General features: G+C 39.2%; 15 protein-coding genes. 2 read left to right on the plus strand and 13 right to left on the minus strand.

The window, feature by feature from the left end:
• Positions 1-84 precede the first annotated feature (84 nt).
• Positions 85-345, minus strand: a complete 261-nt coding sequence (locus PB1_RS12865) for a hypothetical protein (protein ID WP_004437277.1) — start codon at positions 343-345, stop codon at positions 85-87.
• Positions 346-508: 163 nt separating this feature from the next.
• Entirely contained in the window at positions 509-1,507 is a 999-nt protein-coding gene (locus tag PB1_RS12870) for a DUF2515 domain-containing protein (RefSeq protein WP_004437280.1), read from the minus strand.
• A 118-nt stretch (positions 1,508-1,625) separates the two neighbouring features.
• Here PB1_RS12870 and recU point away from each other — a divergent pair, with 118 nt between their 5' ends.
• A complete protein-coding gene (recU, locus tag PB1_RS12875; RefSeq protein ID WP_004437284.1) occupies positions 1,626-2,231 on the plus strand; it encodes a Holliday junction resolvase RecU in 606 nt (201 codons plus the stop codon).
• A 44-nt stretch (positions 2,232-2,275) separates the two neighbouring features.
• Positions 2,276-5,080 carry a PBP1A family penicillin-binding protein gene (locus PB1_RS12880; RefSeq protein ID WP_004437288.1) on the plus strand — a complete coding sequence of 935 codons (2,805 nt, stop codon included), beginning with the start codon at positions 2,276-2,278 and terminating at the stop codon, positions 5,078-5,080.
• Positions 5,081-5,107: 27 nt separating this feature from the next.
• On the opposite strand, the gene PB1_RS12885 is transcribed toward PB1_RS12880, so the two are convergent.
• From PB1_RS12885 to panB, 11 genes are all read right to left on the minus strand, one after another.
• Positions 5,108-5,626, minus strand: a complete 519-nt coding sequence (locus PB1_RS12885) for a YpoC family protein (protein WP_004437291.1) — start codon at positions 5,624-5,626, stop codon at positions 5,108-5,110.
• Positions 5,623-6,279, minus strand: a complete 657-nt coding sequence (gene nth / locus PB1_RS12890) for an endonuclease III (protein WP_004437294.1) — start codon at positions 6,277-6,279, stop codon at positions 5,623-5,625. Before nth ends, PB1_RS12885 begins: the two co-directional genes overlap by 4 nt.
• Before the next feature lie 47 nt (positions 6,280-6,326).
• Positions 6,327-7,031, minus strand: coding sequence for a DnaD domain-containing protein (locus tag PB1_RS12895; protein WP_004437296.1), 705 nt, complete (start codon positions 7,029-7,031; stop codon positions 6,327-6,329).
• Positions 7,032-7,164: 133 nt separating this feature from the next.
• Positions 7,165-8,460, minus strand: coding sequence for an asparagine--tRNA ligase (asnS, locus tag PB1_RS12900; RefSeq protein ID WP_004437298.1), 1,296 nt, complete (start codon positions 8,458-8,460; stop codon positions 7,165-7,167).
• Positions 8,461-8,614: 154 nt separating this feature from the next.
• Entirely contained in the window at positions 8,615-9,808 is a 1,194-nt protein-coding gene (locus tag PB1_RS12905) for a pyridoxal phosphate-dependent aminotransferase (protein WP_034645637.1), read from the minus strand.
• A gap of 24 nt (positions 9,809-9,832) precedes the next feature.
• Entirely contained in the window at positions 9,833-10,306 is a 474-nt protein-coding gene (locus PB1_RS12910) for a cell wall elongation regulator TseB-like domain-containing protein (protein ID WP_004437301.1), read from the minus strand.
• Positions 10,307-10,318: 12 nt separating this feature from the next.
• Positions 10,319-10,489 (minus strand): YpmA family protein, encoded by a 171-nt coding sequence (locus PB1_RS17155; protein ID WP_004435220.1) that lies wholly within the window; start codon positions 10,487-10,489, stop codon positions 10,319-10,321.
• A gap of 195 nt (positions 10,490-10,684) precedes the next feature.
• The gene (gene dinG, locus PB1_RS12915) at positions 10,685-13,495 is read right to left on the minus strand and encodes an ATP-dependent DNA helicase DinG (RefSeq protein ID WP_004437302.1); all 2,811 of its coding nucleotides are present in this window, start codon (positions 13,493-13,495) and stop codon (positions 10,685-10,687) included.
• Between the two features lie 132 nt (positions 13,496-13,627).
• Positions 13,628-14,011 carry an aspartate 1-decarboxylase gene (panD, locus tag PB1_RS12920; RefSeq protein WP_004437303.1) on the minus strand — a complete coding sequence of 128 codons (384 nt, stop codon included), beginning with the start codon at positions 14,009-14,011 and terminating at the stop codon, positions 13,628-13,630.
• Between the two features lie 12 nt (positions 14,012-14,023).
• Complete coding sequence (gene panC, locus PB1_RS12925) at positions 14,024-14,875, minus strand: pantoate--beta-alanine ligase (RefSeq protein WP_004437304.1); 852 nt, start codon at positions 14,873-14,875, stop codon at positions 14,024-14,026.
• Entirely contained in the window at positions 14,875-15,708 is an 834-nt protein-coding gene (gene panB / locus PB1_RS12930) for a 3-methyl-2-oxobutanoate hydroxymethyltransferase (RefSeq protein WP_004437305.1), read from the minus strand. The genes panC and panB overlap by 1 nt, the downstream gene beginning before the upstream one ends.
• Positions 15,709-15,886 lie beyond the last annotated feature (178 nt).

Consider the following 15,886-nt stretch of genomic DNA (forward strand, 5'->3'; position numbering starts at 1 on the left):
TCTTCTCCTTATAAAAAAATAAAAAAAGTAGCCATTATTAAAGCTACCGACCACGTCTTTTCTATTTATTTATTTTATTTGATTTTAATATCCGAGCTCAAGTATTCCGCCTGAACCTTTCACGCCCGATCTTTTTTGCTCCATTATTTCAACCATATCGAACTTTGTTTCCATAGCAAGAAGTCTTTCCTCACAAACGGATAATGTCTTTAAATGCTCCTCCTGAATAGTTCTTTTGTATTCTGTTATCGAGATATGAAGAACAGAATCTAATTCCTCAAGATTGTCATATAATTCGCTTAATCTCAATAAAAGCTCTCTTTTTTGAACATTCGGCTCCTTCATGATAACAATTACCTCCTCCCGTTTCTTAACTACCTAATTCGCTCTTGTATTTGTTCTTCCTCCACTATTGACAAAACTAGAATTAATTCGGCAAAGAAAGTGCAAAACTCTTTATCTTTGCTCTTTTTTTCGACACAATTGAAAATAAAAAAACACGCCTTCCTCACTTACTATTGAAAAAAAGATTTTTAAAAGCAATGAGACAGTGCAGCTGTTTTTGTTTTTTCAAATACCAATCGGTGATTAGAATTGGATGGCGATGGTGAATATGAGGATGAAGCCATTTCTTTTTCAAATGACCATTTTGAAACCAATCGCTGAACCCGTCCAACTGGTTGTTGATGACCGGATATGTTTCCCGCAATATTGGCGTGTCTCTTTCCTTTTCTTGAATAAAATACTGCTCATAATCATATCTTGAACCTGTATGCGGAGTAACTTTAGCGAACTGAAAAAATAACGGAAACAATTCAGGAGAAAACAGAATATCCGAAAGCCTCTTTCCGAGGTCAATTCTTTTGCTGACATTGCGAAAACCATTCACACTTGCGCCATAAAGCTGGCCGCTGCAAGTCGGAAAAAGGACGGAATTAAAGTGAAGCCAATCTTGAAAAAAAAACAGAAAAGAATGAAACACCAACCGTTTATAGACGGGATGCTCGATCACGGGTTTTTGGATCACATTTTGTTCATTAATAATGAGAGCAATCATCAATCTATTTTTATTTTTTTCTTTCCAAAATGTTAACCATTCATGTTCCATGAACGCAGAGATTTGAAAAAAACTCCTTAAATGAAACATTGGACGATTTATTTTCGTCGAATAATGGTAGAGCAAAAGCTGGGGAAAAGCATCCTTAAAGATAAGCCAATTTGCACGCTCATATGTTAAAAAGAGTTCTTTCCTGACTTGTTTACTTAATATATTTGGAAACCATTTCCCTTCCAAGTCGCACATATTCCAGCCGGCATTTCGTGAAACCATGCTCGCCAAAAATGCCCATTTAATTTCGGGATAATTCAAGAAAAATTTAAAGTATGCATTTGTTCTGGAAATGTTATCTACATTATTTTTATTCGTTTCAATAGTAATCAGCTTTATAAGATCCTGTTCGCTAATCGTACGTCCGGGATTCATTTGATAAAAGCTATTTTCTGTCATCAGCCTCTCCTTATGGCAAAACATATGCTATGTTTAGTCTGTGAAGGATTTATGTTTTTATTCAACCAAAGGGTGTGAAGATTTGGTATGATAGGTAGTAGTTTGTGAGGTGGCTTACATGAATTTTCACTATCCGAATGGAAAACGTTATAATCCGAAACAGACCGAAAGCATAAAAAAAGGAAAAAATGTAACCTATAGCAACAGGGGAATGACTCTCGAAGAAGACTTAAATGAAACAAATAAATATTATTTAATTAATAACATAGCTGTTATTCACAAGAAGCCTACTCCTGTGCAAATTGTTCATGTTGATTACCCGCAAAGAAGCGCGGCAGTTATTAAGGAAGCATATTTCAAGCAGCCGTCTACTACCGATTACAACGGTGTCTATAAGGGGAAATATATTGATTTTGAAGCAAAAGAAACCCGTTATAAGACTTCCTTTCCTTTAAAAAATTTTCATGAACATCAAATTCACCATATGAAAAATGTTTTAAAGCATGGCGGAATTTGTTTTGTTATTCTCAGGTTTTCATCTACTGATGAAGTTTATTTTCTTAAAGCTGAACATCTTCTTGAGTTTTGGGAAAGGATGGCCAATGGAGGAAGAAAATCGATCACGAAGGATGAGATAGAAAAGTTCGGGCACTATGTACCTATTGGATTTCGCCCCCGAATTGACTATATTAAAATAATAGATTATGTTTATAGTCTTACATGAATGTTTCAACAATCCTGAATGAACTTAGAAAGGAAGGATTTAATATGGCAGAAAAATACCAGACAAGGGAGGAGCGCCGTAGGCAGCAGCTTGCAGCCAAGAAAAAAAATAAAGGCAAGAAGAGCCCTTCTGGAACCTTTAAAAAAATTTTTCTGGCTTTAATTGTCCTTGGTATTATCGGTATGTTGTCAGGTGTAGCAACCTTTGCTTATATGATTAAAGATGCGCCGAAGCTGAATGAAAAGCTGCTAAAGGACCCTATTTCTTCAAAGATCTATGATATGGATAATAAAATTATTGCCGAAGTCGGTTCGGAAAAAAGAGATTATGTTGAATACGAAGATATTCCAAAACTTGTTGAAAATGCAGTTTTAGCAACTGAAGACGTCCGCTTTTATAAGCATCACGGAGTAGATCTGATCCGATTAGCCGGCGCCGTTGTCGCCAACATCAAGGATGGGTTTGGATCCGAAGGAGCGAGTACGATTACACAGCAGGTCGTAAAGAATTCATTCTTGACTTTTGACAAAACATTAAAGCGGAAGGCCCAAGAAGCATGGCTTGCCTTCCAGCTCGAACGAAAATATACAAAACAAGAAATATTTGAAATGTATGTCAACAAAATTTATATGTCCGAGAACGTCCATGGTATCGCGACTGCTGCAAAGGTTTACTTTGGAAAAGACGATCTTAAAGACTTGGAAATTCATGAAGCAGCGTTACTCGCGGGAATGCCGCAAAGTCCTAATAACTATAATCCTTTTGAACATCCGGACAAGGCGGAAAAGCGCCGCAATATAGTTCTTTCACTCATGCATCAGCACGGATTTATTTCGAAAGAAGAGATGGAGAAAGCTCAAAAAGTTCCTGTTGAATCAACACTTGTAAAAGAAGAAAAGCGCCAGAAAAATGACAAGCCTTTCGATGCGTTTGTCGACGCTGTCATTGATGAAGTTGAAAAATACGGCGATTTTGATATATTTTCAGACGGATTGCACATCTATACGACACTTGATCAGGATGCACAGACATATGTTGAAGAAATGCTGAATTCAAATGAAATTGTTCAGTTCCCTGATGATGAGTTTCAGGCAGGTATTGCACTCTTAGATACAAAAACTGGTGAAATCAGGGCAATTGGCGGCGGCCGGAATCAAAAAGTAAAACGAGGATTTAACTATGCTATTGACACAAGACGCCAGCCTGGTTCAACCATTAAACCAATACTCGACTATGGGCCAGCGATTGAATATTTGAAATGGGGCACGTATCATACGTTAGTTGATGAACCGTATACGTACTCAGATCCGGAACGCACTCCTATTAATAACTGGGATCACAGACATATGGGACCGATGACAATGCGTGAAGCTTTATCCCGCTCCCGAAATGTTCCTGCCTTGAAAGCATTGCAGGAAGTTGGGTTGGAAAAAGCAAAGGATTTTGCAAATCGATTAGGAATTCCTTTGAAAGAAATTTATGAATCCTATGCGATCGGCGGTCTTGGGAACAAGGATAAAGGTGTTTCTCCATTGCAAATGGCCGGTGCATTCAGTGCATTCGGAAACAACGGTTTTTATACGGAGCCACATGCCATTAGAGCAATCGAATTTCGCGACGGAACAAAAATTGATACAGCACCTGAACCTAAAGTAGCCATGAATGACTATACCGCTTTTATGATTACAGACATGCTGAAGAGTGTTGTGAAGGATTCTTACGGAACAGGAACACGTGCAGATATTCCAGGTTTGCCTGTCGCCGGAAAAACCGGTACTACAAACTATTCTCAGGCGGACAGAGAAAAATATAGCATTCCTGACGGGGCGGTTCCGGATTCCTGGTTTGTCGGTTATACGACCAAGTATACTGCAGCTGTCTGGACAGGCTATAAAGATCAGATGGAAAATTATATACCGGCAGGCGAAAATCAAAAGATTGCCCAATACTTGTTTAAGAACTTAATGGAGCACGTTTCAAGCAATGTCGAAACGCCTGATTTTGAAATGCCAAACAGTGTGGAACAAGTAAGAATCGAAAAAGGCACCGTTCCTGCAAAACTGGCAAGTGAATATACACCTGAAGACCAAGTACTTTACGAATTTGCTGTGAAAGGCCATGCGCCAAGCCAAGTTTCCGAGAAGTTTTATAAGCTTGCAGCACCTGGAAATGTCCAAGCAATGTATGAAGAAGCAACAAATGAAATAGTCCTGTCTTGGGATTATGACTTTAAAGGTGACAACGAAGGTGTACAATTTGAAGTAAATGTATCAATCAATGAAGGACCTGAACAGCAATTAACGGTTACTGGAGAAAAAAGTCTCCGTATTTCTAACCCGGTTCCGGGGGGCATTTATAAATTTAGTGTCATTGCCGTGAAAGGAGATCAGCGAAGCGATCCGGGAAGTGCAGCAGTTCAGGTTCCCGATCCATTCGGAGAAAACAGCGAAAATAGTGATGGCCAAAACAACGGAGACCAAGGAGATAATTCCGGAAATAATGGAAACGGTCAGCCGGGTTCCGGAAACAACCAGGGAGGCAATGGCTCCGAAGATGATAATGCCGGAGACGAATCCGGAGACGGTAATACCGGCGGTGACGGTGCCGGCGGCAACGGCGGCAACGGCGGCGACGGCAACGGCGGCAATGGCGGCAACGGCTCCGGTGGCAATGGCGGCGACGGCAACGGCGGCAATGGCGGTGACGGCTCTGGAAGCACCGGCGGTGGTGACGGCTCCGGCAACAATGGTGCTGGAAACGTTGGCAGTTCAGGAGGAACCGGCTCCAATGGAACCGGACAAACTGGAAATACCGCTCAATCAACAGGAGGATTTTTCAGAAACAGGTAAATATTATCTATCAAAAAAGTTCGAGCACTACGCTCGAACTTTTTTGAAAGCCATATGTTTCACAAATTGTTTTTCCTGTTCAGCCATTAGTTCTGATAACTGTTTGAACGAATGATAAAGTCCGGGCCGGTTCATAATGAACAGAAGCCTTTCATCCGCATTAATGGGTTTAACTTTTAACTTTTCAAAACTCATCCCGTTAAGCTTAACAGGAACATGATTGCTCCAATAAACAGCCTCAAGGAATAAACCGACTCCCTTTTTCATATGCTGTTCGGCTCCTCTGCTGTCTCTTTTTTCATAAAACTCAAACAGATTTTGCTTTACTTTCTTCCATTCGTTAAAAATTACGGGAACATATTGTTCAGCATCGTCCCATGGCTTTATCGCATCTATTCCCGAAAAATAAGCTGCTTCATAAACAAATGGAATTTCAGGATTCAGCTGATTGGCGTACTCTCCCTTCCACATCACTTTCTCTATCGGAAAAAAGAAAGGACTCTTTAATTCAGACGGAATCTTAATCTCTTTTTCGATGCTGTTCACGATTGATCCTTCCTTTTCATTCTTTTCTTTCCTTCCCTGCACAAATCGAGAAGCGGACAAACTTCACATTGTGGATTTTGTGCTTTGCAATGGTATCGGCCGAAAAAGATCATTCGATGGTGGGTAATCGACCATTCTTCTTTTGGAACTTTTTTCATTAAAGTCTTTTCAACTTCCAAAACGGAATCTTTCCACCGGCAAATGCCCAGCCGCTTACTCACTCGTTCCACATGGGTATCAACAGCAATGGCAGGCACTCCAAAAGCTACGGAAACAACAACATTGGCCGTTTTTCTGCCTACTCCGGGAAGCTTAGTCAACTCATCTCGGTCTGTCGGTACCATTCCCCCATATTCATCGATAAGCATTCTGCAAAGCTTTTGAATGTTTTTTGCCTTGTTTCTGTACAGCCCGATCGAACGAATATCATTTTGAAGCTCTTCTAAAGGAACATTTAAATAATCTTCAGGTGTCTTATACTTCTTAAACAGATTTTTCGTAACCTTATTTACTAGAGCGTCTGTACATTGTGCTGAAAGAAGAACAGCTATAAGCAATTCAAAAGGATTGCTATGATTCAGCTCACCGTGTGCATTTGGGAACATTTCCGCCATTTTATCCAAACAATATCGTATTTGACTGTTATTTAACATTGATTCTCACCTAACAAAAAAGTATTACAAAAAAAATGACATTTCCCCTATTGTTCAAGCCAGTTATAAAACGGGATGGTTTTCGTTTTTTCCGGCTGTTCATTCTGCTGTTCCATTCTCTGAGACTGAAATTGCCTGAACTTTCTGCCGTAGCTTTTTGCCTGCTCAATCGTTTTAATTCCGTTTTTCTTCCAATCAAATAAGATTCGGTCGATATATCGAAAGTTTAGCTTCCCGGAAATAACCGCTTCTCTGAGAGCAGCTTTAATAATAACCGGATCATGATGATCATCATCCAGCCACATTGTCAACGTTTCAATTTCAAACGGGGACAGCGGCCGGCCAAATTCCCTTTCAAAGATTGTATATAAGTCTGTTTCTTCCTGGTGTTGATTTTCCAGTTTTTGTTTTTTTTGTTCTATTAAAAACTGCTCAATCAGTTTTTCCCAAAGTGGCTGCAATGAATATTTCTCAAAGCGGATTCCATCCTTAGAATACCCGTCAATAATTAAAATAAAGCCTTTTTGAATTAAGCCTCGCAGCATGTCGGTACATTCAGCCGCGGAAATGGTCATGCGGGCTGATAGTTCATCAGGTGTGGGAAATTCATTCCCTTTTTCTAAAAAGGAAATGACGTGCAGCAGTAATGTTAATTCTTGTTCGTTTAATTTCATTTTTTTATAATGGCTTAACAAAGCGGCAGGTATCGTAATACTGCCTTCTTTAAGCCAAGCTATTAAATTTTCTTTCATTGATGACACCTCTCTTTCAGTATATCATGGACAAATCGTACAAGTAAGTGAACACCTCATATGGAAAGTGCTTTCGTTTGTTATTTCCGCGAAAAAAAGCATGAAAGCCCGCAATAATGCGGACTCTCTACTATTATGGATATAAACGATTTAACAAACGAGGAAAAGGAATCGTTTCACGTACGTGTTCAACCCCGGAAATCCATGCAACCGTTCTTTCAAGGCCGAGACCGAATCCGGAATGCGGCACCGAACCATATTTGCGCAGCTCGAGATACCATTTGTAAGCAGCCGGATCCAGGTTATGCTCCTCAATTCTTTGGTTTAACAAATTATAATCGTGGATACGTTCTGATCCTCCTATAATCTCGCCGTATCCTTCCGGTGCAATTAAGTCGGCACATAACACGACATCATTCCGGTTTGGATCAGGCTGCATGTAAAAAGGCTTCAACGAAGTTGGATAATGGGTAATAAACACAGGTTTGTCAAAGCTTTCAGCAATCGCTGTTTCATGCGGTGCACCGAAATCATCTCCCCATTGAATATCATCAAAGCCTTTTTCGTGCAATAAATTGATGGCCTCATCATATGTGATTCTCGGGAATGGAGCTTTAATATTTCCAAGCTTGCTTATGTCACGGCCGAGTGTTTTTAATTCAAGCTTACAATTTGCTAAAACAGATTGGACGATATGAGAAACATATTCTTCTTGAACTTTTAAATTGTCTTCAAACTCGTAAAAAGCCATTTCCGGTTCGATCATCCAGAATTCAATTAAATGCCGGCGGGTTTTTGATTTTTCCGCACGGAATGTCGGTCCGAAAGAAAAAACCTTTCCGAGCGCCATCGCTGCTGCTTCCATATAAAGCTGCCCGCTTTGAGAAAGATAGGCATTTTCATCAAAATATTTTGTAGCAAAAAGCTCAGTAGTACCTTCTGGTGCACTTCCCGTTAAAATCGGCGGATCTACTTTAACAAACCCATTGTTATTGAAAAATTCATATGTTCCCCTGATAATTTCATTGCGGATTTTCATAATAGCGTGCTGGCGCCTTGAACGGAGCCAAAGATGGCGGTTATCCATCAAAAATTCTGTGCCGTGTTCTTTAGGAGTGATTGGATAATCAACAGCCTGATGAATTACTTCAACGTTTTTTACAAGCAGTTCATAACCAAGAGGTGAACGATCATCTTTTTGAACAACACCTGTTACATACATTGATGATTCCTGAGTAATGGATTTCGCAGTTTGAAATACATCCTCAGGCACTTCACTCTTTACAACTACTCCCTGAATAAAACCTGTACCATCACGGAGTTGTAGAAAGGCAATTTTTCCGCTTGATCTTTTATTAGCAAGCCAAGCACCAATTGTTACTTCATTGCCAACAAATTTATGAACTTCTGAAATTGTTGTTTTAGTCACGATTATGTTCCCTCCAAAAAGATGAAAAAACTCTTCTCTCTGCACCGAATTTTATTATAACGTTCGCCTTATTAAGAAGCAACATAACAGGGCCCTCAATATTTCCATGAGAGCCCTGACAAAACGAACGACTGTATTTCTGGTTTGCATCCGATTATTTTGTTACTATCATTTTGCTTTCAACAAATTGCTTCATTCTTTCAACTGCCTGTTCAAGCAACTCAAGAGAAGTTGCATACGATAACCGGATGTTATCAGGCGCTCCGAAACCTGAACCAGGAATAACAGCTACTTTTGCCTCTTCTAATAGAGCTTCTGCAAATTCATCTGTATTCTCATATCCGGTTAATTGGGCTGCTTTTTTTACATTAGGAAATAAATAAAAGGCTCCTTGTGGTTTTATACAAGTAAAACCGGGAATTTCTATGAGCTTATCATAAATAACGTTTAAACGCTCCTCGAATGCTTTTCGCATCTCTTCAACAGATTCCATAGTTCCTGTATAAGCTGCAATGGCTCCGTATTGCGCTGTAGTTGTCGGATTTGAAGTGCTGTGGCTTGCAAGATTGGTCATCGCGGTAATAATTTCTTTGTTTCCTGCTGCGAAACCAATTCTCCATCCTGTCATCGAATGTGATTTCGCTAAACCGTTAATGATAATCGTTTGTTCTTTTAACTCAGGTGACAACTGGGCGATCGAAAAATGCTTATTGTTTCCATAAACAAGCTTTTCATAAATTTCGTCGGAAATAATTAAAATATTATGATCAATACATACTTTTCCTAATTCAAGCAATTCTTCTTTTGTATATACCATACCGGTTGGGTTGCTTGGTGAATTGATGACAACTGCCTTTGTGCGGTCAGAAATAGCTTGTTCCAATTGGGAAGGTGTAATCTTAAATTCGTTTTCTTCTGAACCTTCAACGAAAACTGGTACCCCGCCGGCTAATTTGACTTGCTCAGGATAGCTGACCCAGTAAGGAGTCGGAATGATGACTTCGTCTCCTTCATCAAGAATGACTTGAAATAGAGTGTACAGTGCATGCTTTCCCCCAACGGTGACAATGATTTCGCTTGTGTCATAGTCAATCCCCTGGTCTCGCTTGATTTTTTCAGCAATTGCTTTTCTTAATGCAGGAAGACCTGCGGAAGGGGTATATTTTGTATGGCCTTCATTCATTGACTTTGCTGCTGCATCAATAATATACTGAGGAGTATTAAAATCAGGCTCCCCTGCTCCGAGTCCAATAATATCGTGGCCTTGTGCTCTTAATTCTTTTGCCTTTGCAGTAATTGCAAGCGTTGAGGAAGGTGTCAGTGCTTTTACTCTTTGTGCTAGATTGATCTCCATGCTATTTCCTCCTAAAATTTATAAATTTTCTATTTTTGTAAGCCATTCTCCTGTTTCAAAATCCACATAGTAATAATTTATTAAATCATTATCTGAAAGATAATATATTTCCCACGAAGGCCTGTTTTTTAACATTCCAAGACGAACTTCCAGTATTTCTTTAGGATTTTTTTCCTCTTTTAGTTTCCTGATTGCATCTTTTTTTGAAATACCGTCCTTTTCTTTTTTAACAATGACTTTTCTAGCTTTTTCAGAAATCCAAACGATAATGTTTTCACCATTGCTGTCTTTACCCCATATAACATAATATGGTTCGAGCCCATTATATAATGAAAAATCTCTTACACTTTTCAAATCCGTTTCTTTTTTGGCAATCATTACCGCTTTTTCTTCGGCGGCCTTAACCGGCTTGAAAGCATTTAAATAAACAACTATGAAAAATCCTAAAATAATGATGACTGCAACAGAGCTGATATAAATCAACTTTTTCATCTAATCACTTCTCTATGTACGATAGATTGTAAATACGGCTGTATTTTGATCATCCTTATCAAGCGCAAGACCGAACATTAAATTTTCCCCTTTGAGCGTCCTGTTTAATGTATCGACTATTTTATACAAATCCGGACTGCTCTGGACTTTAACTGTCGATAATATTTCAATTTTACTTTCCATTCTGGAATTCCTCCTAAAAGCACTGCAAAATTGGTTGATTATATCATTCAAACAGACACAAGGCAAAAACAGTGAAATTACTTCACAGCTGACTCTCAAAACCAATTATAACAGGAAGAAACCTCTAATGATAACATTACATGCATGTTTTAAAAAAATTTCTAGTTATTTGGAGGGGTCTGACCCCACCAAGTTTTAAAGCCAGCTGTGAATGAACTGAACCAGCTCATCGATATTGCTTTTCTTGACAGGTATTTTTGGAATTGAATTTAAGAACGTTTTTCCATATCTTGTTGTAATTATTCTTCTGTCAAATACGACAATAATTCCCCGGTCCTGTTCAGATCGTATCAGCCTGCCAAACCCTTGTTTAAAGCGGATCACTGCTTCCGGCAAGGAATGGTCGAAAAATGGATTGCCGCCATTCTTTTTAATCGCTTCGCATTTTGCTTGAATGACCGGTTCATCAGGAGGAAAAAAAGGAAGCCTAACAATAATCAAGCATGACAAGTCTTCTCCGGGAATATCAACACCTTCCCAAAAACTATTCGTTCCAAACAGGATTGCTTTGTCAAATCGCTGAAAATTTCGTGTAAGCCTTGTCCTGCTTCCGCCTGAGATCCCTTGGGCAATTAAAACATATTCCTCTAAAAACCCGCTTTCTTTCATCAATTCATACGTTTTTTTCAGCATGTCATAAGCTGTAAACAATATAAGCATTCTTCCTTTTGTCGCTTCCGCAATTGAAATGATTTGCTCAGTAATCGAGGCGGTATATTCTTCCGCGGAAACCGCATTTATTTCGGGAAGATCTTCAGGTATAACTAGTTGAACTTGTTCAGAATAACGAAATGGCGAAGGAATTATTTCTGTATGATAATCATGGTTTTCAATACCAAGCTCTCTTACGATAAATTTGAATGAGTTATTTACGGTTAACGTTGCGGATGTAATGACTACACTCTTTTTAACATCGAAAAACTGCCGCTTCAAATAAGAAGAAACATGAATAGGCTGAGCATAAACAGCAGTAGCATTTTGAAAAGCTCTTACGTCCGTCTCAATCCATATAACATACTCCGGCTGCTGGATAATAAACAGGTGCTTAACGGCATCTTTGATTTCCTTCAACTCTTTCAATACAGAAGCCATATCTTCAAGCATCCCTTTATGTTCAACGGAGAGCTTATCTTTCAATTGTTTAATGACATTTAACCGTTTTTCAAAAAGGCAAAGCAAGTCTTTTAATAAAAATAAAATTCGCTCAGTAACCGCTTGTAAAGCGATCCATTCCTTCCCGGACTCAAAGTTCGTTATCCGGTATTTTATTTTGTTAAAGGTTAAGTCTCTATCCTTTGTTTTTTTTTCTGCATAAAAACTGATTATTTTAAATAACTCATCAAATTCAAACGATAAATCTAATATCGTTTGGTTGACTACAAACGTATGAACGATATCGCCGGAAGCCCAATTAAGGTCATTCAACAGCTGTTCGAACCTATAAAACAGTTGTTTCTGCTCATAAGTACCAAGCCTGCCCAGCAAATGCCTGATTGCCAAATAGTCAAGTGAAATGCCAAACTGTTTGCCTGCAGCTTTTTCAAACAGATGGCCTTCATCAATAATCGCAAAATGATAATCAGGAAGAATCGGTTGTTCTGATGCTGCATCAGAAAGAAGAAGAGCGTGATTGGTAATTATGAGATCAGCTGTTTGCGCTTCATTTCGCGCTCTTAAATAATAGTCATGAGAAAACCATGCCTTCCCTTGAAGAAATGAAGTCTCATCATTCTTAATTTGATTCCAAAAAAGTCTTCCCCCGCTTGATAAGTTCAGTTCTTCATAATCGCCCGTTTCCGTTTCCAACAGCCATATGAGAATTTGCATTTTTGTTAAGCACGTATCGTAATTATCATCCTCTTCTTTTAAAGATAGCTCAAATTTATAAAGGCTTAAATAGTGATTTCTTCCTTTTAAAAGAACAGTTTTTACCGGAAAGCTGAACATCTTATTTAATAGTGGGATGTCCCGTGTTAAAAGCTGTTCTTGGAGCTGGGTTGTATATGTGCTGATAACAACTGGCTTATTTTTCAGCCTTGAAAATATAGCAGCCGGAATAAGATAAGCGATTGATTTTCCTACTCCTGTACCTGCCTCAATTAATGAATGCTGCTGATTTAATAAAGAACGGTAAACAGCATCCATCATTTGAAACTGCCCGGTTCGTTTTTCAAATACTTGAAACGCTTTTTGAAAGAGGGCTTCTTTACTTTCAATATCAACAGGATACTCTATTTGAGATGGAATTGAAACATTCTTCGGAAGATTCTTTTTCTTTTTTAAGGCAATACCGCGAAAGATTTCAATTGATTCAGGCAAAACCTCAATTGTTTGTTCCTTATTCATTATCATATCTCCGAGCAGCATATGTAAATCACTTTTAAGTCCATCAGAAAGCTTATAAAGCTGACGCATTGTGCATAACGGTATTTTTTGAAGCTTGTCAAGTAAAATTAACAGAAGCTCCGCTGTAACGTAAGCATCACTGTCAGCTTGATGGGGACGGTCATGGGATAATTTCTCCTTTAGAGCTAAATCCGATAGTTTATAGCTGTCAGCAGTAGGCAGCAGAATTCTGGCAAGTTCAACCGTATCGAGAACAGGCCCGAAAAAACCTTCATATCCTGCATGAATAAGTTCTTCCTGCAGAAACGACAAATCAAAAAGAACGTTATGTGCTACAAAATAAGCGTCATCAAGCATTGTTAATATTTTGGGAGCTATTTCCGAGAAAAGCGGAGCATCCTTAACCATTTCATCGTTGATTCCCGTAAGCTCTTCGATAAAAGGCGGAATCTGTTGTTCGGGATTTATAAAAGACGAGTATTGTTCAATAATTTTTCCATTCTCGATTACAACCGCCGCAAACTGAATGATCCTGTCTCCTCTTTTTGGAGCATTGCCGATTGTCTCCAAATCAATAACTGCGAATTTATGTTGATTCATAATGAAACACCTCAATTATTCAATCAAAGCTACGGTACCATAAATCAGGAAAAAGTAAAAGATCGCTTGCTCAGTCAATTGTATTTTCTTTCACACGAAAATCAAGAAGAAAACCCCCTGCAGCAAAGGGGGTTAGAAAATTGTTTTTTCCGGTTCAGCGTGAAGCAGTTCGACAATTTTATTGTTTTCATCCATTATGGCCACTTTCGGTTTATGCGACTTTACTTTCTCTTCATGAACCATTACATAGGAAATAATAATTACAACATCGCCTTCCTGAACTAGACGGGCGGCTGCCCCGTTTAAACAAACAACTCCGCTTCCTCTTTTTCCGGGAATAATATACGTTTCAAAGCGGGCTCCGTTGTTATTATTTACAATTTGCACTTTTTCATTTGGAACCATTCCTACAGCATCCAGAATATCTTCATCTATTGTAATGCTTCCTACATAATTTAGATTTGCCTCTGTTACTCTGGCACGATGGATTTTTGCATTCATCATGGTGCGAAACATTTCTTCTTCCTCCTATTCATTTACAGTAACGATGATATTATCGATTAAACGTGCCCGGGAAAACTTAACAGCAAGAGCAATAATGATTTTCCCCTGAATCTGTGTTAATGGCTTTAAATCCGGATATGAGTAAATTTCAATATAGTCAATAATTCCTGATGTTTGGCGGGAAATATGCTGAGCCATCGAAGAGATAATTCTCTCCGGATTCCTGACTCCTTCGTTGATCATATGTTCCGCCAATTTTAAACTTTCATATAAAGCCGGAGCCTGTTTCCTCTCTTCCGGAAGCAAGTTGACGTTTCTTGAGCTTTTTGCCAAGCCGTCCGCTTCTCGAACGGTTTCAGCAGCCACTAACTTAATCGGGAAATGAAAATTATGAATTAGTCCCTCTACGACAGCAACCTGCTGCGCATCTTTCATACCGAAGTAAGCACGGTCGGGAAATACAATGTTAAACAGCTTTGTAAGCACTGTAGCTACCCCATCGAAATGGCCCGGACGCGATCTTCCGCAAAGAACTTCCGTACGGTCTTGGACAATGACTTTAACAGATGGTGTGCTTGGAAACATTTCGTCCTCATCCGGGTAAAAAAAGTAATCGACTTCACAGTCTTCTGCTACTTTCTTATCGTGTTCAAAATCTCTCGGATATGCATCAAGATCTTCAGATGGCCCAAATTGGAGCGGATTCACGAACACACTCAAAACAACGATATCATTCTCTTGTCTTGCTCTCTTAAGCAAAGACATATGTCCTTCATGTAAATACCCCATCGTTGGAACAAAGCCGATTGATTTTTGATTGTTTCTTTCTTGAATGATTTGTTTTTGCATTTCGGCAATTCTCGTTATAACTTTCATCATTTTCCTCCATAAAGTGCTCCCAGCTCTTCTTTTTTCATTGAAAAACTGTGGTTTTCCTCAGGGAACGCGCCTGATCTTACTTCAGTAACGTATGCGCTGAGGCCTGTTTGCACAAGTTCATTAACATTCGCATATTGTTTTGCAAATTTCGGCACTTTCTCCACGCCATAGGTTAACACATCATGATAAACAAGAACCTGTCCGTCGCACTCCGGACCTGCTCCAATTCCAATGGCAGGGATTGTAAGCATGCATGAAATTTCTTCTGCCAGCTGTTTCGGAATACATTCCAAAACGAGCGCAAATGCTCCCGCCTCTTCTACCTTTTTGGCATCCTCAATTAATTTTCGGGCAGCCTCCGCACTTTTTCCTTGAACTTTGTAGCCGCCGAGAACACCGACAGATTGCGGTGTCAGCCCGAGGTGTGCGACAACCGGAATACCGGCTCCTGTCAACGCTTTAATCTTTTCCGCAACATCATCGGCTCCTTCAAGTTTGACTGCATGGGCTCCCGTTTCTTGTATAAGCCTGGCACCATTTATAAGTGTATCACGAACAGACAAATGATAACTCATAAATGGCATATCTACGACGATAAACGTATTCGGTGCTCCTTTTTTTACGGCTTTGGCGTGATGGATCATATCCTCTAGTGTAACAGGTATGGTAGATTCGTATCCAAGTACAACCATTCCTAAAGAGTCACCGACCAGAATCATATCTACTTCAGCTTTTTCGGCTTGTTTTGCAGAAGGGTAGTCATAAGCCGTCAGCATAACAATTTTTTCATTTGCGTTTTTCATTTTAATAAAATCAGTTGTTTGCTTCATCTGTTCTCCTCCTTATGATTTGGAAAAGAGGCGATAAAACAATGCAAAAAGGATCCTTTTTTAGGCAGAAGGATCCCGTTACGAGCAAATCAAATATTGTTTCATCCCTCTGTCCCGGTCCTTAACGGATCTAGGCAGAAATATGTTTTTAAAAAAATAGAATTTGGTGCAGTTCTTG

This window comes from Bacillus methanolicus PB1, from assembly GCF_000262755.1.
In the GTDB taxonomy this organism is placed as follows: Bacteria; Bacillota; Bacilli; order Bacillales; family Cytobacillaceae; genus Bacillus_Z; species Bacillus_Z methanolicus.